Origin of the sequence: Paenibacillus sanguinis 2301083 = DSM 16941 (genome assembly GCF_000374825.1) — a bacterium.
Taxonomy (GTDB): domain Bacteria; phylum Bacillota; class Bacilli; order Paenibacillales; family Paenibacillaceae; genus Fontibacillus; species Fontibacillus sanguinis.
In genome coordinates, this window is sequence record NZ_KB895406.1 from 1 (window position 1) to 17,160 (window position 17,160).

The following is a 17,160-nucleotide window of genomic DNA, read 5'->3' on the forward strand; positions in this document are numbered from 1 at the left end:
TCGAAGCCGTTCCACACTGGAGATGGACTCATTCTTGAACTCGCGATATTTGGCTTTCCAGGCATGCAACGTCTTTGCTGGGATGTCCATCTCTAAGGCGATTTCCTCCACCGATTTCGTCTGTTCATGGAGATATTTAGCTGTTTGTCTTTTAAATTCTTCGTTATAGCGATTCCGCTGCTCACCCACGTGAACACCTCCTCAGTTAGTTTTATTATCTTTTTCTCTTAACGAGGTGTCCACTTTTTATTCTAGCTCTAGAAATCCATATAATTTCCCGATTTCTGGCGGATTTGGGCCATTTAGCGGGAGTTTTTCCCTATAAGTGCATGTTCAAAAAGTCGAATCTTAAGGACCGAAGCTTAGGCTTCCGATGTGCGTTTTTTCAAAACGCTTGAGCCCCGATGATGCCAGGGACGTCAGTAACGGAGCTACACGTTTTCGGAGAAAACGACTTCGGAAGCAGGAATACGCGAGCAACTCCGATGTTTTTGCGAGAAACGTACTACGGAAGCCCTACGCCAGGCCCGGCTGAATTCAAGATTTGATGTCGAACCCGCTCCTTGAACAACTTTGTGCTGGGAAGACGACTTTTTGAACAACCTCTATAATAAGAAGAGAAATCCCCGATTAGAGCCTGGGAACCAGCGGTATTCAGCAAATTCTTGGGATACGTGCAATTCGCCTCATAAGTCTTGCTAACGATCAACGCCTAATTTTTAGATTGAGCTGAAAATTTTATTATATTTTCTTTTGCTTGTTGGCCTTGCGGCGTTCGGCCATTTTGACCAGCTCAGCGAATTCTTCCTCAGAGACTGCTGCATCCTCCACCGTCTGCTGCACAATCGGAATCTCCGGCTTCGCCTTGGCTGATCGCCCGCCATAGTTCCGTGGCCGCGGGCTGCCTGCGGCGGCAGCTCCTGCCGTCTTCTCCTTCACCTTCGCCTGATCACGAATATACTGCACGGCCTGCTCGTACGTATTGACCTGCTTCAGCAGCATATTCGCCGCAATCGCATCCACGAAGTTACGATTGATCCGCTGCTCCCCGCCAGAAGTCAATAGCGACATCAAATAATGAATCAATACGTTGATGACCTCGCCGGGCAGCTTGTAGTTAAGGTCAATTTTCTCAAAAATGTCGAGCATATTATCAGGAACCGTCCCCGGGAAAAACGTCTTCAGCAGCCGGGTATACGGCTCATTGCGAAGCATCATATTGTACTGATGAATATCGCATTTACTCCGGAACTGCGGGGGCACCTCTACGTAAAATTCCATTTGCACAGCTACCTCTTCAGGCAGTGCCCCGGCTGTTGACGCTGGCTGCTGCTCTTCTTCCGCACGCAGCGAAGCGATTTTGCCATACATCACTTCACGTTCCTCCATCCGTCGCTTCCCTTGCCGGAATTGCAAATTGGCACGATGCTGCAGCTGGTCCAGTTGGAGTCCACCCGCCGGATCGAATACACCATCTTCATCGAGCAAGCGGCATATATCCTGGGCGGTCAGATCATACTTGTGAGCAACATAATTAATGACCCCCATGCCTTCATGGTCGAAGCGCAGACCCTCCACAAAGGCCCGATTCCCCGATTCCCGCGGAAAGCGCAGAATAATATCTGCGTAATTAATCTCTTCTTCCTCAGAAGCAAGACGCATCCCAGGTTGTCTGGCGATGGATGTCTCGGCAATCGCCTGCTCCAGCTCGTAATCAATCGAATGGGTGTTCAGCTCAAATATATCATAGAAAGGAATGCTGAGATTCTCTTTATTATGGCTGGCTCCGGACCAAGCCTCCGGCTCCCTGCTGAATAACTGCTCCCGCAGCGCCAGCACTGCAAACTTGCCAATTTTATCGCGCAGCAGCAGCGTTAAATGCTGAGTCCGAAAAAACTCTGCTGGCGAAAGTGGAGGTTGCAGCTCATATTCGTACATATAGTCATCGCCATCCGGCGCGTATAGGCGGCTTGTCTGCAGCAAGCCCACCGCCTCCAGCAGCGATGCCTGTTCTATAAGAAATTTTCTCCCCTTTTCGCTAGGGTCCAGGCCCAAGGTCAGAAACAGCTTGCGCTGCTGCTCCACCCCGGAATATCCAACCTGCTCCTGCGGCACCTGCTCTGCCAGCAAGCGATAGAATGAGACAGCAAATGCCCCTACCATCGGCTGATAGAGGAGGCCCAGCATCTTGCCATCCACGGGACTGAGACCGAAATCACGGTATACGCAGTAACGGTGATTCTCGGTAAAATGCAAAATGTTGCTTATCCGCACGGCCCCAACTCTCCTTCCCTATGTCTATAAGTACGTGTTCAAAAAGTCGGGTTTGCAGGACCGAAGCTTAGGCTTCCGATGTGCGTTTTTTCAAAACGCTTGAGTCCCGATGAAGTCAGGGGCTGAGTAGCGGAGCTACACGTTTTTGGAGAAAACGACTTTCGGAAGCATGGGTACGTGAGCAACTGAAATGTTTCTGCAAGAAACATACTACGAAAGCCTACGCTTAGCCCGGCTGAATTCAAGATTCGATGTCGAATCTATTCCTCGAACTGCTTCGTTCTGGAAAGAGACTTTTTGAACTACCTCTATAAATAGACTGGCTTTATTTTAACATAAAAGGGACTTTCCTGAGTCGTCCCATTGCAGCAAAAATCGGCGTTTTCACCCATGCTTCACGCAAATAGCAAATTTTACGCCAGCGAACGGCCCGATTCGTGCTTCTTCATCCACTATTAAAATAGGGCTGCCCCACCTGGCAGATGCGTCTCCGCCTTGGGACAACCCCACATGAAATTTTCTTCTAGAACATCTTGTATCCGCCCTGCCGCAGCTTCTGAATAGTCCAGCCACTGAGCAGCGCACCGCAAAGTCCGGCAAATGCCGTCAAATAGTCAACCAGCCCAAACGAGGCCAAATAAGCTCCAAAGCCTTTATCATGCTCCCACAGCGTATACACGACGATCGGCAAGATGATGAGTATGAATACATATGCGGGAAACCAGGTTGTCTTCATCAGCATATTGAGAATAAAACCGATGCCAAACATCATGACGAAGAACAACACCATCAGCACCAGCACGATGAGCCAGCCCATCGCTCCCCCACCCTTCTGCATATCCCTTGATAAAACACTGGAACTATAAAATAAATCACATTAACTCAAGCTAGTAGTTAGTTTACTAGAAAAAATGTAGCGAAGCAATGAACTTTGGAGGAAAAATGGGAAAACTCATTTGCCCCTTTTACGCCCCTTGCGCTACAATGGAGAAAGCGCAACCGCAAACTTGTGGCAGAATTATAAAATGATCGAGGAGTGATTATAGATATGAACGAAGCAACCTTGACCTTGGAAGGTTGGTATGCGCTTCATGATTTCCGCACCATAGATTGGGCAGCCTGGAAGGCGGCGGACGATGAAGAACGTGCCGGAGCCTTGGAGGAGCTACATACATTTCTACAGGAATGGGCCAGCCTTGAGCTGGACAAGAATGGAAGCTATGCTGTGTATTCCATCGTTGGCCAGAAGGCCGACATCGTATTTATGCATTTGCGGGAAACGCTGGAGGAGCTTAACGCTTTGGAAAATGCCTTCAACAAAACCTCTTTTGCCGACTACACCCTCAAAACCTACTCTTATGTCAGCGTAGTTGAGCTAAGCAATTACCTGGGGTCAGGTGATGGTGATCCGAAGGCCAATCCGGAAGTGTTGGCCCGCTTGCAGCCTGTTCTGCCAAAATCCAACCACATCTGCTTCTACCCGATGAACAAGAAGCGCGAGCTCGCCGACAACTGGTACATGCTGTCGATGGACGAACGGCGCGCTATGATGCGCAGCCATGGCATGATCGGGCGCAGCTACGCTGGCAAGGTCAAGCAGATTATCACCGGCTCCGTAGGCCTTGATGACTGGGAGTGGGGCGTGACCCTGTTCGCCGACGATGCTCTGCAATTCAAGAAGCTTGTCTATGAGATGCGCTTTGATGAGGTTAGTGCACGGTACGGGGAATTTGGTCAATTCTTTGTAGGCAATTTGCTCAATGCCGAATTGCTTGACGAGATGCTGAAATTGTAATTCATCCCGGTTCATAGCTATCCACTAATACTATAACAACAAAACAAGGCGTGCCGCTCTCTCCAGACGGCACGCCTTGTTTGTTATATTATCTTATGATTCATCTTCCGCTTCGGACCGCAGCGTTTCCAAATACTCCGCAGTAGCCCGGTCCCGCTCGCGACTCTTCTCCTTCAGCCGTTCAATCGCCGGGAGGATCAACACATCGACTTCTTTCTGAATCGTATAAGCCAAATCATGGCGCTGCTGCGCTTCAAGGTAGGAGCCAACCTCCATCAGCGCGTTGTAACGATCCAGTTCCTCCCGCGTTAGCAAGCCCCGAACTTGAACACTGCAATGGCGCATAATTAGAAGAATCTTCCTTTCTTCAACACTAACGGAATTCCCCCGATGGTGAACAAATAACGCAGGTCGACCAGCTTCTTCAATTGAGCTGCTCCCCAGCCTTTGTATTTTTTGCCGAAGGCGCTGGCAATGGCTTCACCCTTACCCAAAGAAGCAACCGTGCCTTTATTGCTGAACACAAATTTCTTAAGCTCCTTGCCGCGGATAGAAGCTACCACGTTTTGTGCGCAGGTCACGCCCTGCTGCATGGCAATTTGCGCGGTAGGCGGATAAGGACGGCCTTCCGGATTGAACATCAGCGAGTTGTCCCCGATAATAAACACATTGTCATGGCTTGGCGCTCGCAAATAATCATCGATCTTCACGCGTCCACGCGCCGTCTCGAAGCCGGCAGCTTCAACCAAACGGTTGCCGCGAATGCCGCCTGTCCAGATGACCGTCTGGGATTTGATTTCCTCGCCAGTGGCCAGAACTACCCCGTCCGGTGTGCACTCCTTGATCGCTACGCCAATTTTAAACTGTACGCCCTTTTTCTTAAGCACGTCCATAGCGTATTCTACCAGTTCGGGATCAAACCCGGGCAGAGCGGTTGGCGCAGCTTCCACGTTATATACGTTCACGTAATTGGGATCTACATCGTATTCTTTGCATAACTGCGGAATACGGTCTGCGAGTTCAGCTACGAACTCAATGCCGCTGAAGCCTGCTCCCCCAACGACAAAGTTCAGACGATCGGTACGGCTCTCATCCGCCTTGTAAAGAGCAAATTGATATTCGATATGCTGGCGAATCATCCGCACCGAGTTGATGCTGCGAATGGTCATCGCATATTCGGTCAATCCCGGAATGCCAAACGATTCGGGTTCTCCGCCCAAGGCAATGATCAAATAATCATATGAAAGAGTTCCGTCCTGAAGCACGACCTTCTTATCCGCCAGGCGAATCTCCTGTACGTTCGATTTCACCAAATCGATCTTGAACTCGTCGATCAGCTTGGATATAGCGACCCGCGTATGCTCGATCGAATCCGTCCCGGCCGCCGGCATATGCAGATGTGTCGTAAAATAATGATAGTCATGACGATTCACCAGGGTGACGTCTGCCTCATTGTAATTCAGTTCTTTTTGCAGTCGCTGGGCGGTAAGGATACCACCATAACCCGCACCAAGAATTACAATTTTGGGTATGGTACTCATGATTTTGTTCTCCTTCCAAGTTGGGGCGCTCTATATTTGAAATTAACCCAAAAACTTCAATGTGAAAATTAACACATAAAATTACAGTCTTCGGTACAATTATTAACCTATACTATTATTCGCCAAAATCGGGAATCCTATTTCACAAATGTACTTTTTTCGTCACAAATATGAATGCATACATTTGAATGATATCGGCTTTTACATAAAAGATCAAGTCTTATTTTACCCGTAACTATAGGACTTTCTACGTTTTATTTTACAGATTCAGGGCAGTTTTCAACCTGTCTTTGCAAGAAAGGATATGACGTTTATAATAAAGTAGAATTGACATTATAAAAACCTGTGAAGGTGCAGAAAAATATCTGGAGGTGTTTGGCCCGTGTCATCCCAAAACAATGCCGGCGAATTCACCGATCTCCTTATTATCGGAGGCGGACCGGCAGGTATGTTTGCCGCATTTTATGGCGGAATGAGAAAAGCTTCCGTCAAGCTGATTGAGAGTATGCCTCAGCTTGGGGGGCAAGTTGCTGCCCTCTATCCTGAGAAATATATTTACGATGTAGCCGGGTTCCCGAAGGTTACGGGACAACAGCTCATCGACAATCTGAACGAGCAGCTTAAGTTGTTCAACCCTGACGTTCGCCTTGAGGAACGTGTGGTACAAATCGAGAAGAAGGATGAGCGGCATTTTGTCGTCACCACAGATAAAGACGTGCATTATGCACGCGCCTTGATTATCACGGCTGGCGTCGGAGCTTTCGAGCCGCGTAGACTGGACTTGGAGAATGCGGCTGGCTTCGAGAAGACCAACCTGCATTACTTCGTCAGCGACTTGAACCGTTTCAGCGGCAAGAAGGTGCTGATCAGCGGCGGCGGCGATTCCGCTGTAGACTGGGCGCTTATGCTGGAGCCGATTGCGGAACAAGTTACCCTGATTCATCGCCGCGATAAGTTCCGGGCTCATGAGCATAGCGTAGAGAGATTGATGGCTTCCAAGGTACAAGTCATCACTCCAACCGAAATCGCTGAATTGCATGGGGAGGACCGGATTGAGCGTGTGACGTTGGCTCATGTGAAGACGAAGGAAACCCAAGAGCTTGAGGTGGATGACGTTATCGTTAACTTCGGCTTTGTCTCTTCACTGGGACCTATCGCTGAATGGGGCCTCGAAATCCAAGGGAATTCCATCGTTGTCGATTCCCGTATGGAAAGCTCGATTCCCGGTATTTTTGCCGCAGGCGATATTACGACGTATTCCGGCAAGCTGGATCTGATTGCTGTCGGCTTCGGCGAGGCGCCAACCGCCGTTAACAATGCCAAGGTCTACATTGATCCTGAGGCCAAGCTGTCTCCGGGCCACAGCAGTAATCTTAAGTTATAGTTTTTACATGATTTAACAAAGAAAAGGGTATCTTAACCTTACGGATTTCATTATACCGTAAAGGAGAAGATACCCTTTGCCATATATATGCCCGCTCTGCAACGGCTTGGCCGCCTTCAATGCGACCTGTCCTGATTGCGGATACGTCCTTGAGAATACTGGAAAAAAAGAAGACTATACCGGACCTTACAGTCCTTACGGCTCCGCTGATCAATATACCTCAGTCATTTCCGAGCGCAGTCCCTCGGGCTGCGAACATGTCGTGCAATGTCCGCATTGTCATGAAGCTTATCTATATCATGTGAACGCCTGGCAAGCGCCTTGAAATGCCTGGGGATAACTCCATACCACTCTATCAAACTGGACAAGTTGTCCACAGTCTAGTGAAGCATGGTAGATTGGGAAAGCTCCAACTCTCGTTTATGAATTTCAGCCAACAGCAATGCGATAAACTCTTGATCCAACTGTAACTGAGTCGCCTTATAGTAGGATTCCAGAAGTAAATCATCAGTCAACAACGCCATTGGTAACACGCCCTTTCTAGTATTTCCCTCATCATAACAGGAAAAGTTTAGTAGAACAAGCGTTCCTGTTATCCACAAATGCCTGTGGAAATCCTGTGAACAACATGTTAGTAATTATCGAAAAGCGTTGAAAAATATGATGGGATAATGTGGATAAAAGTTATTCACAGGACACCAGTTCGCATATTTTGACGGAAAATTTTCTCCTAAATAAAGGATTTTGGAGAATTTCTGTGCTGGTTGCATTTTATTGCGGTCTTGTATTCACTTCAAAAATCCAGATCTTTCCGCTTCGGTCCACCCCGTAATCAAATCCAAGCTCTCCAACGCCGGGGAAATGGCCTTCCAGAATGGATATACATGTATTCGTCAGCGTGCGCATTTCCCGGCGCTTGCGGACGGAGACTTTGCGTCCGAGCGAACGACTTAATCCCTCGCGAGCGCTCAGCATAGACCCACCCTTGCAAAGATTGGTTACAAACAATCCAGGACGAGCCAGACGTCCTACCATCGAACGATATCCCCAGACTCCGTTCTCTTTCACAACCTTAACTCTGTAATCAATAGGCCGGCCATAAATACGAGCCAGATGAATCCCTTGCTGAATCATGTATTTGCGCTTGGCCTTGGCCCGGTTCAATGCACGAAACATGGCACTGAAGCTGGAGAAGCAATATCTCCGCGATGCATAGGTGAACGCATACACACCACCGGAATACGTTACCTTAATTACGCCATAGCCGCCTCCCCCGCAGAGCGGCTTAATAACAACCATGCCAAACTGATGCAGCATTCTCTTCAAGGCATCGGCGCTGTACAATCGGGTCTGCGGTATGTGGGTGGCCACTTCCGCATTACTTAGAAGCGCCTCGGTCTTCAGCCATTTGTTGGCTAACTGTCTTCCCGCCATGACACTATCCCCTTTCTACTATAAGTGGTAGTTCAAAAAGTCATCTTGTAGTGCTGAAAACCGACTTTTTAAACACGCACTATATAGCATTTTACTCGTAGGAAGTTATAGATTCTTGGATGATTGTCCAAGGCCTAAGCCCCTTTTCCCCGCGATTATCCAAGGGCTTTTCTTTGCAAATGGAAAGAATTAACGTATATTAATGGGGGAACAATGGTCTATATCCGGCTAGAAAAGGGGAGGAACGGGTAGTGAATACAGGGGAATATTCATTTGAGGCTTCGCTTTTTGAGATGCTTTATTGGTTTGCCATGATCGCAATGTCGCTGGTGCTGGCGGGAATTACTGTAGCCTTATTCCTTACAGGGCTTAAAATGGTCAAGTCCTCGCGCAAGGGCCTGGGGGCTGGCTGTATCGTCTTCTCACTCATTGCGGCAGCTATGGTCGCCCTAATGGTGGATCGGCAGTTTCTGTAGATAATTGGGCCATACAGTGTGTGTTCAAAAAGTAGGGTTTACAGGACCGTAGCTCAATCCATAGCCTTCTCCGGTGCTGGCTTGAGTCTTTCTCTAAAAAGTGGAAACCTAACCGCATTTATTCGTATTATTTACATAGACTAATTTGCCTCATAGCCAAGAAAGAATCAGGAGGGTCATATCGCATGAGAAGTACAGAGCTTTGGAGTCAGCGCTTCAAGAAGTTTTTCCTGAACAACCGCTTTGTTTTATTTCTGCTTATCTTATTGCTGATCAGCTTGAACATTTTGGTATTCTCCAAAATTTCGTTCGTGTTCACGCCAATCTCCGTATTAGTGAAGACGATACTGCTGCCTATCATCTTGACGGGAGCTATCTACTATCTGCTTAACCCGCTGGTCAATTGGCTGGAGAAGAAGCGGGTTCGCCGCGCTTACACTATTACGGCCCTATACCTGCTAATTGCAGGACTGGTTACGATTCTCATCATGACTGTCGTCCCGCTCGTGCAGGAACAGATTATGAGCCTTGTCGAGAACTTCCCCACTTATATGACGGAAGCGCAGGAACAGTTCACTCTGTTAATTGGCAGCGACCTGTTTCATCAAATCCAGCAGACATTAGGCTTTGATTTTAATGATTTATCCCGTTCGCTGGCTGAGCAAGGCAACGATTTGTTCAATAACGCCTGGTCCGGTATCGGAGGCTTTCTTGGTGCTGTGAAGAACGTCGTGCTGGCCATCATTACCGTTCCTTTCATCCTGTTTTACTTGCTCAAGGATGGCAAGAAGCTGCCGCAATTTATTCTTCGTTATGTGCCCGTCCGGCTTCGCAGCCAAACACATCATGTTATGACAGAGGTCAACGGACAGATCAGCTCCTACATCCGCGGACAAATTATCGTCAGCTTCTGCATTGGCGTCCTGATGTACATCGGCTTCGTGATTATCGGCCTGGACTACTCACTTACCCTGGCTATCATCGCATCCTTCACCAGTATCGTACCGTATTTGGGCCCGGCTATCGCTATTACACCGGCGTTAATTATCGCCATCGTGACATCGCCAATCATGCTGGTCAAGCTGATTATCGTCTGGACCGTGGTCCAGTTAATTGAAGGTAAATTTATTTCACCGCAAATCATGGGCAAGTCGCTAAGCATTCATCCGATTACCATCATCTTCGTGATTCTTACGGCGGGTAATCTGTTCGGTGTGCTTGGCATCATTTTGGCGGTTCCGGGATATGCCGTGCTTAAGGTCATCTTCTCCCATCTGTTCCAGTGGTTCGAGCGGCGCTCCCATCTGTATGATCCAGTCATAGAGGATATGCCAAATGCCCCCTCCCCTTCCGGCAAGATCATTACGGATGCGGCGCAGCCCGGCTCCAAAGATTAGGGTATAGCCCCTCTTAACTCATAACTGTACAAAATACAGGCCCCCGCGGGAACCGCGAGGGCCTTCAGCTTTTTATTAAATCTGCTCACTCAATCGCACTCTTGCGGTTGGCCTTCCTCATCCTTCATGCGGAACGACTGACCGCAACCGCAGGTAGCGATGGCGTTGGGGTTCTGGATGGTGAAGCCTCCGCTCATGCCGGACTCCTTGAAGTCGATTTCCAGACCGTTTAGATAACGAACGCTTTCTTTATCCACAACCACTTTCAGGCCGTTAATCTCCATATAGACATCCTCCGCGCTTTCCTCATCGTCCAATCCCATGCCGTAGGAAAATCCGCTACAGCCGCCAGGGTTCACTCCCACTCGCAGGAACATCCCCGGCGTTTCTTCTTCAGCTAGCATATTTTTAATCCGCGCCATTGCGCTGTCCGTAATAGTAATCATGACCTTCACACTCCTTTAAGCAAATTATACTCCTTCTCCCTCATTCCCTCAACAAATGTGATATTTCTTGTTGCAGAAATGATTTCCTTCAGTTATCATTGTTGCCCCCTTGGGGTACGAGGTTTATAATAGGAGGGTAATTCATACAGTAATTGTACCAGGCATTGATTGCACTTGGAAACGGAGGGAACGCTATGTTCACGCTGGTTACCCCGAATACCGACAAGAGAATGGCCGAAATTGCGGATAAAGTCCGCAACGGAGAACGTCTCTCCCTCGAAGATGGGGTCTACTTATATGAAAGCGACGATATCTTGAGCATTGGCCAGCTTGCCGGCGAGGTCAATTTGCGCAAAAACGGCAAAAAGGTTTATTTTATTGAGAATATGAGTCTCTACTTCACGAACGTTTGCGAGTCCCGCTGCGCTTTTTGCAGCTTCCGCAAGGATGAAGGTGAAGAAGGTGCTTACACTCTGTCCGGGGAAGAAATGGTGGCTTACGTGAAGCAGCACATTACCCCGGGGGTTCGGGAATTTCATATCGTGGGCGGACATAACAATCATGTGCCGTTCCAATATTATGTAGATTCGTTAAAAGTCCTCAAAGAAAATTTCCCACAGGTCACGATCAAAGCCTATACGGCGGCCGAAATTGAATTTTATACTCGCTTGAGCGGACTCAGCACCAAGGAGGTGCTCCTGCGCCTGCAGGAAGCGGGACTGGAATCATTAACAGGCGGTGGCGCGGAAATTTTGTCGGACCAATACCGTGAGAAAATGAAAGTGGATAAAGCCAACGTTGAGCAGTACCTCGACGTTCACCGGACAGCCCATCAATTGGGAATGAAGACGCCGACCACTATGCTATATAGCTCCGTCGAATCCTATGAGGACCGGATTCGCCATATGATGCAGATTCGCGAGTTACAGGATGAAACCGGCGGATTCCAGGTATTTATTCCGCTGTCGATGCAACCACGCAACAAGAATGCCAGCATCATGCGGCGGAACTCGGCCTACGAGGATTTGAAGACGATTGCGATTAGCCGGCTGATGCTGGACAACATCCCCCATATCAAGGCTTACTTTATCAATATTGGAGTGCAGCTCACTCAGGTTGCGTTGGCCTTCGGCGCCTCGGATGTGCACGGCACGATTCTGAAGGAACAAATCAGCCATGCTGCCGGGGCGCAAACTCCGGAAGGACTAACCTTGAAAGAGCTGATCTGGCTCGTTAAAGGAGCCGGACGTATCCCGGTCGAACGGGATACCTTCTATAACGAAGTTCGCGTGTATGAATAACCCGGTTTGGCCTATGGCGTGAATTTACTGATTGTCTGGATAATCCGTGCGGCCAATTGCCCTGCATCCTCCGCTTCCACCTGCTCGCCATTAACAATGACGTAAGGGAAAGCATAGCAGGTACCGCAGTGGGTCAGGCAGCCATATTCGTAAACTTCGCAATCATATTGCTCTTGAACGATGCGAATGGCCTCATGAGTGCCCAGGCTAACGTTCCGGGTACAATATTCAAGTAAATGCTTCACCTTCGGGCCTCCCTGAAGAAGGATTTAAATTTTAGACATTATATAATATAATAAGACGAGAAAGGAGTTGAAAACAATGAGTGAGCATGTACAAGATAAATTATATGATGAAGTGCTGGAAGTGTTGGACAAACTTCGTCCATTCCTGCAGCGTGACGGCGGCGACGTAGAACTGGTCGACGTGGAAGATGGTATTGTCAAGCTGCGGCTGATGGGAGCCTGCGGTAGCTGCCCAAGCTCCACGATTACCCTCAAGGCTGGGATCGAGCGCGCTCTGTTTGAAGAAGTGGAAGGCGTTGAAGAGGTCGTTCAAGTATTCTAATCTCATCAACCTAAGCGATAACTATTTTGCTCTTCTTCAAGTGGAGTATGAGAAGTAAACCCGACCCTTCGGCATTTGCCGGAGGTCGGGTTTTTTGCTATTAGGCTATACTTTCGCCCGTTATTTACAAATCAGCTTGGCTTAATCCAGGGACGAACAGGGTCCAAACCACCCGACACATCCATAATGTTGCCGGTGACAAAATCAGAATCCTCATGACACAGGAAGGCGATAACCCGCGCTACATCCTCGCCACTGCCCGGTCTGCCTAGCGGTGTCTGCCCATCCTGAAGCTCCCGCGCTTCCTCAATGGTGATTTCCTTATTGCCCCCACGGATGTCGCCGGGACATACCATATTCACCGTGATCCCATGGGGCGCCTCTTCCACGGCCAATGTCTTGGTGAAGGACACCAGTCCCGTCTTGGCCGCAGCATATACCGCACGGTGTGGCCAAGCACGTGATTCCGCCGCATGTCCGAACCCGAAATGAATGATCCGCCCCCAATGCTTCTTGCGCATGCCTGGGAGCACCAGCCGATCCAGCAGCAGGCTGCCTACCAAATTTCCCTCAATCATCTCCAGCACCTCGTCCTGGCTATAATCGGCAAAGGGCTTGCGCTCCCTGATAAATGGGCCGGCATTGTTGACCAGAATATCAATTGTCCCCAACCGCTCCTCTACCTGCCCGGCTAAATAAGTAATTTGCTCACGCCGTGATACATCAGCCTGCACTGCAATGCAACGCACGCCCCGCTGCTGGATATCCGAACGGAGGGAGAACGCTTCCGCTTCGCTATGTACGTAATTCAGCGCAATATCAAAACCTTGCTCTGCCAACGTCAATGCCGTCCTCTTCCCGAGGCCCTTTGCACTCCCGGTAATTAAGGCTACCTTTCTACTCAACGTTCCTCCTCCTCCCACTCCTTTTAGAGGTAGTTCAAAAATTCGTCTTCCCAAGACGAAGCTATTCGAGGAGTCGATTCGGCATCGAATCTTGAATTCACCCGGGACTTCCGGTGCTCACGTCAGTACGTACGCTGCGCTACTCAGTCCCTAGCTTCATCCAACCTTCTTGGTCCTGTAAACCCGATTTTTGAACACTCCTTTTAAGTATAAAAGATTCGGTGCGTTCCCACAAACGGGAGGATGGACACGCTGGGAATCGTTTATTTCTTATCCAGCACCCGTCCAGTCACAAAAAAAATCCCGCTGCCCAATTCGCAGCGGGAGAGCATTGCCATGGAAATGAATCATCCTGGCTTAGATTAGAACACTGGCACCAAAGCACCTTCATAAGTATCGTTGATGAACGTTCTGACTTCTTCGGAAGTAAGCGCTTTGGCCAGCTTCTGAATGGCTTCGGAATCCTTGTTATCCGGACGAGCCACCAACAAGTTCGTGTATGGAGACTCTTTGTCTTCGATGAACAAAGCATCCTTCGTCGGATTCAAGTCAGCTTCGAGCGCATAGTTCGTGTTGATCAAAGCCAGATCTACTTCTTCCAATTGACGAGGCAGCATAGCCGCATCAGCTTCAATGATTTTCAAATTTTTAGGATTTTCAGCAATATCCTTTTGAGTTGCCGTAATTCCCGCATCCTCTTTCAGCTTAATCAAGCCTTGATTTTGCAAGAGCAGCAAAGCACGACCACCATTAGATGGGTCATTAGGAATAGCTACCTTCGCTCCATCAGGAAGCTCATCGGCCGAAGTGTACTTTTTGGAATAAGCGCCAAATGGCTCCACGTGAACACCAACAACCGGCACGAGATTAAATTTGTTTTGCGTATTTTGTTCGTCCAGATACGGTTGGTGCTGGAAGTAGTTGGCATCCAGTTCTTTCTCAAATACCTGTACATTCGGTTGTACATAGTCGGTAAATTCCTTGACTTCCAGCTCCACCCCTTCTTCCTTCAGCTTTGGAGCGATGAATTTAAGAATATCAGCATGAGGCACTGTAGCGCCAACGACCAGCTTCACCGATTCTGAAGTTGTTTCGTTGCCTCCATTCGCTGCATTTCCTTCTGCTGCCGAGGTGTTTCCTTCCGGCGTGTTCCCTGCTGTATTGTTCCCTGCATTGTTGCTGCCGCAAGCCGCCAACACCAATACCAAAGCCAGTGTCAGTACGGATAAAGTCCATTTTTTCATAGCAGATTCCCCCTTAAAATATTTTTGAATAAGGATATGGTTATATATTATGGTTTCCTTATTTCCGCGTAAAATGAATAACCAGCCGGTCGCCCAGCATTTGCAATACCTGCACCAAAATAATCATAAAGATAACAGAAACCAGCATAACCTCACTTTTATAACGGTAGTAGCCATAGCGAATAGCCAAATCCCCCAAGCCGCCACCGCCAACCATACCGGACATCGCCGTATAGGAGACCAGCGTGACCACGGTGATTGTCATCCCGGCCAGAAGTCCTGGTAACGCTTCGGGCAGGAGCACCTTGCGAATTAATTGCAGCGACGAAGCCCCCATAGCCTGGCAAGCCTCGATAACCCCACGGTCCACTTCGCGTAGTGCCGTCTCCACTAGCCGGGCAAAAAATGGAGCCGCCCCGATGACGAGCGGTGGAATCGTTCCCTCTACCCCGCTTGAAACCCCCATAATAGCCCGCGTTACCGGAATTAAAGCAACAATCAAAATGATAAAAGGTACGGAACGAAGTATGTTCACAACCAGCGAAATAATCCTGTAAACCCATCCTAATACCAAGGATTGAGAACGTGAAAAGACAAATAACATGACGCCTAGAGGCAACCCCAGGATAAACGTAAACAAGGTAGCGTATCCCATCATTTGCAGCGTATCCAGTGTTGCCGTGCCCATTTCCGCCCAATCAATGGTACTGAAATCCAGCTCACTCATGCTTCAAGCACCTCCACATCAAGATCCCGTTCCCGCAGCAGCCGTAATGTCTGCTCCACATCCTGTCTATCACCTTCAAATGAGACAGTCAGTTGGCCATACGGCGTATCCTTAATGGTGGAGATAGTACCTTGCAAAATCGCAAAATTCACGCCTGTCTCCCTAACGACCCGGGACAACACCGATTCGTAAGTCTGCGCTCCCAGGAAAGTGATCTTCACCAGCTTGCCTTTGGCTGCCGACGAGGCGGCTGCCGCAAGCTTTAAGCTCTCCTGCCCCGCATTCTCGCGGTGCAAAAATTCCTGCGTTACCTCATGCTTGGGCTTCAGGAATACTTCTGTCACCGGACCTTCCTCCACGATTCCGCCTTGATGAATGACCCCAACTCGGTCGCAGATGCTTTGAATGACATGCATTTCATGAGTAATCAACAGAATCGTAAGTTGGAACTGCTTATTAATATCGAGCAACAGCTTGAGAATCGAGTCCGTCGTTTGCGGGTCCAGTGCCGAGGTAGCTTCATCACATAGCAGCACATCAGGGTCACTAGCCAGGGCCCGGGCAATGCCTACCCGCTGCTTCTGCCCACCAGACAACTGTGCCGGATATTTGCTGCGATGCTCCTCCAAACCTACCAGAGCAAGCAAGCTGTCTACTTTCTTAGCTATAGACGCCTTCGGCGTTCCGATCAGCGTTAGCGGGAAGGCGATATTATCGTAAACGGTCGCTGAGGCCAGCAGGTTGAAGTGCTGAAATATCATGCCGATTTTGCGCCGCCGTTCTTGCAGTTCTCGCTTGCCCAGCTTCGTCAGATCCACACCACCAACCCATATCTCGCCTGCCGTAGGACGTTCCAGCAAGTTGATACAGCGAATCAAAGTGCTCTTGCCTGCTCCGGAATGACCAATCACTCCAAAGATTTCTCCCTTTTTCACCCTTAGATTCAAACGCGATAACGCTACAGTAGAAGTTTTTTTGCCCCCGTAGACCTTGGTCACATCCTTAAGTTCGATCACTTGTATTCACCCCCTGTTATGTTATTTTCTAATTCTACAAGCCGAATATAAATAAAGAGCCCCACAGAATCAGAGGGCTCTCTTTACGTAAAGACAATGCCTTCTCATCTGCCAAAACCAACGCTCATGCCGTCTGGTCTTGAAGGAATTAGCACCATGACATCCGTTCCCGGGGCGTTACGGTATCTTACACCGTGCCATAAACGAATCGGTTGCTGGGCTTCATCGGGCCTTTTCCCTCCGCCTCTCTCGATAAGAAATATGAAATTATCATATTACATTCATAACATCAAATGAAACTATTGATGAGTATAATGAGTTTTTCCGCTTTTGTCAAAGAAAAAATGCAGCAGTGTTATTCTTCTGTGATAATGTCACCCTATAACTGTTCTGAGATAATGTCACTATGGGACAGGAGACATTCACATTGACAAGAGCAGAATTAAAGAAGGTAGTTGTGGTGGAAAAAATTCTTGGGGGACATATGACGAACAAGGAAGGAGCAGCGGCTCTAGGGCTGACTGAACGCCAAATCATTCGATTAAAGAAGAAGTTCATCGCTGAGGGAGGAGCGCAAGGATTGGTTCATAAGAACCGGGGAAGGAAACCGATTCATGCTTTAGACAAGGAACTAAAGAAACAGGTGACGGAAT

21 protein-coding genes and 1 riboswitch are annotated in these 17,160 nt (G+C 48.6%); of the genes, 8 read left to right on the top strand and 13 right to left on the bottom strand.

Going from position 1 to position 17,160, the window contains the following annotated elements; translation table 11 throughout:
* The 3 genes from C557_RS0122315 to C557_RS0122325 form a co-directional block, all read right to left on the bottom strand.
* Nucleotides 1-189 (bottom strand): transposase (locus C557_RS0122315; protein ID WP_018751263.1); only part of this gene is annotated, 189 nt, incomplete at its 3' end.
* Between the two features lie 552 nt (nt 190-741).
* Nucleotides 742-2,274, bottom strand: coding sequence for a DnaD domain protein (locus C557_RS0122320; RefSeq protein ID WP_018754070.1), 1,533 nt, complete (start codon nt 2,272-2,274; stop codon nt 742-744).
* 523 nt (nt 2,275-2,797) lie between these two features.
* Entirely contained in the window at nt 2,798-3,091 is a 294-nt protein-coding gene (locus C557_RS0122325) for a YuiB family protein (RefSeq protein ID WP_018754071.1), read from the bottom strand.
* Between the two features lie 231 nt (nt 3,092-3,322).
* Between C557_RS0122325 and hemQ the strand changes: the two genes are divergently transcribed.
* Nucleotides 3,323-4,069 (top strand): hydrogen peroxide-dependent heme synthase, encoded by a 747-nt coding sequence (gene hemQ / locus C557_RS0122330; protein ID WP_018754072.1) that lies wholly within the window; start codon nt 3,323-3,325, stop codon nt 4,067-4,069.
* Nucleotides 4,070-4,162: 93 nt separating this feature from the next.
* On the opposite strand, the gene C557_RS0122335 is transcribed toward hemQ, so the two are convergent.
* Both C557_RS0122335 and C557_RS0122340 read right to left on the bottom strand, forming a co-directional pair.
* Nucleotides 4,163-4,414, bottom strand: a complete 252-nt coding sequence (locus tag C557_RS0122335; protein ID WP_018754073.1) for a hypothetical protein — start codon at nt 4,412-4,414, stop codon at nt 4,163-4,165.
* Nucleotides 4,415-4,416: 2 nt separating this feature from the next.
* The gene (locus C557_RS0122340) at nt 4,417-5,610 is read right to left on the bottom strand and encodes an NAD(P)/FAD-dependent oxidoreductase (protein ID WP_018754074.1); all 1,194 of its coding nucleotides are present in this window, start codon (nt 5,608-5,610) and stop codon (nt 4,417-4,419) included.
* A gap of 382 nt (nt 5,611-5,992) precedes the next feature.
* Here C557_RS0122340 and C557_RS0122345 point away from each other — a divergent pair, with 382 nt between their 5' ends.
* Complete coding sequence (locus tag C557_RS0122345; RefSeq protein WP_018754075.1) at nt 5,993-6,994, top strand: NAD(P)/FAD-dependent oxidoreductase; 1,002 nt, start codon at nt 5,993-5,995, stop codon at nt 6,992-6,994.
* A 76-nt stretch (nt 6,995-7,070) separates the two neighbouring features.
* Entirely contained in the window at nt 7,071-7,319 is a 249-nt protein-coding gene (locus C557_RS0122350; protein WP_018754076.1) for a hypothetical protein, read from the top strand.
* Between the two features lie 55 nt (nt 7,320-7,374).
* Here the strand turns inward: C557_RS0122350 and sda are convergent, their stop codons facing one another.
* Both sda and C557_RS0122360 read right to left on the bottom strand, forming a co-directional pair.
* Entirely contained in the window at nt 7,375-7,518 is a 144-nt protein-coding gene (sda, locus tag C557_RS0122355; protein WP_018754077.1) for a sporulation histidine kinase inhibitor Sda, read from the bottom strand.
* A gap of 247 nt (nt 7,519-7,765) precedes the next feature.
* Nucleotides 7,766-8,428 carry a YheC/YheD family protein gene (locus C557_RS0122360; RefSeq protein WP_018754078.1) on the bottom strand — a complete coding sequence of 221 codons (663 nt, stop codon included), beginning with the start codon at nt 8,426-8,428 and terminating at the stop codon, nt 7,766-7,768.
* Nucleotides 8,429-8,679: 251 nt separating this feature from the next.
* On the opposite strand from C557_RS0122360, the gene C557_RS0122365 reads away from it, so the two are divergent.
* Both C557_RS0122365 and C557_RS0122370 read left to right on the top strand, forming a co-directional pair.
* Entirely contained in the window at nt 8,680-8,904 is a 225-nt protein-coding gene (locus C557_RS0122365) for a hypothetical protein (protein WP_018754079.1), read from the top strand.
* 185 nt (nt 8,905-9,089) lie between these two features.
* Entirely contained in the window at nt 9,090-10,301 is a 1,212-nt protein-coding gene (locus C557_RS0122370; RefSeq protein ID WP_018754080.1) for an AI-2E family transporter, read from the top strand.
* An 89-nt stretch (nt 10,302-10,390) separates the two neighbouring features.
* Here the strand turns inward: C557_RS0122370 and C557_RS0122375 are convergent, their stop codons facing one another.
* Nucleotides 10,391-10,747 carry a HesB/IscA family protein gene (locus tag C557_RS0122375; protein WP_018754081.1) on the bottom strand — a complete coding sequence of 119 codons (357 nt, stop codon included), beginning with the start codon at nt 10,745-10,747 and terminating at the stop codon, nt 10,391-10,393.
* Between the two features lie 194 nt (nt 10,748-10,941).
* On the opposite strand from C557_RS0122375, the gene mqnE reads away from it, so the two are divergent.
* Entirely contained in the window at nt 10,942-12,048 is a 1,107-nt protein-coding gene (gene mqnE / locus C557_RS0122380) for an aminofutalosine synthase MqnE (RefSeq protein ID WP_026263636.1), read from the top strand.
* A gap of 11 nt (nt 12,049-12,059) precedes the next feature.
* Here mqnE and C557_RS0122385 read toward each other — a convergent pair whose 3' ends face one another.
* Nucleotides 12,060-12,293 carry a DUF1450 domain-containing protein gene (locus tag C557_RS0122385; protein WP_018754083.1) on the bottom strand — a complete coding sequence of 78 codons (234 nt, stop codon included), beginning with the start codon at nt 12,291-12,293 and terminating at the stop codon, nt 12,060-12,062.
* A 76-nt stretch (nt 12,294-12,369) separates the two neighbouring features.
* On the opposite strand from C557_RS0122385, the gene C557_RS0122390 reads away from it, so the two are divergent.
* The gene (locus C557_RS0122390; protein ID WP_018754084.1) at nt 12,370-12,615 is read left to right on the top strand and encodes a NifU family protein; all 246 of its coding nucleotides are present in this window, start codon (nt 12,370-12,372) and stop codon (nt 12,613-12,615) included.
* 131 nt (nt 12,616-12,746) lie between these two features.
* On the opposite strand, the gene C557_RS0122395 is transcribed toward C557_RS0122390, so the two are convergent.
* The 4 genes from C557_RS0122395 to C557_RS0122415 all read right to left on the bottom strand — a co-directional run bounded on the left by C557_RS0122395 (nt 12,747) and on the right by C557_RS0122415 (nt 16,507).
* Nucleotides 12,747-13,520 carry an SDR family oxidoreductase gene (locus C557_RS0122395; RefSeq protein WP_018754085.1) on the bottom strand — a complete coding sequence of 258 codons (774 nt, stop codon included), beginning with the start codon at nt 13,518-13,520 and terminating at the stop codon, nt 12,747-12,749.
* Between the two features lie 362 nt (nt 13,521-13,882).
* The gene (locus C557_RS0122405; RefSeq protein WP_018754087.1) at nt 13,883-14,764 is read right to left on the bottom strand and encodes a MetQ/NlpA family ABC transporter substrate-binding protein; all 882 of its coding nucleotides are present in this window, start codon (nt 14,762-14,764) and stop codon (nt 13,883-13,885) included.
* A 58-nt stretch (nt 14,765-14,822) separates the two neighbouring features.
* Nucleotides 14,823-15,491, bottom strand: coding sequence for a methionine ABC transporter permease (locus C557_RS0122410; RefSeq protein WP_018754088.1), 669 nt, complete (start codon nt 15,489-15,491; stop codon nt 14,823-14,825).
* Nucleotides 15,488-16,507, bottom strand: a complete 1,020-nt coding sequence (locus tag C557_RS0122415) for a methionine ABC transporter ATP-binding protein (protein WP_018754089.1) — start codon at nt 16,505-16,507, stop codon at nt 15,488-15,490. Before C557_RS0122415 ends, C557_RS0122410 begins: the two co-directional genes overlap by 4 nt.
* A 101-nt stretch (nt 16,508-16,608) precedes the next feature.
* Nucleotides 16,609-16,766: riboswitch (SAM riboswitch) on the bottom strand.
* Nucleotides 16,767-16,934: 168 nt separating this feature from the next.
* Here C557_RS0122415 and C557_RS0122420 point away from each other — a divergent pair.
* On the top strand, nt 16,935-17,160 hold a 226-nt coding region (locus tag C557_RS0122420; RefSeq protein ID WP_018754090.1), incomplete at its 3' end, for a helix-turn-helix domain-containing protein.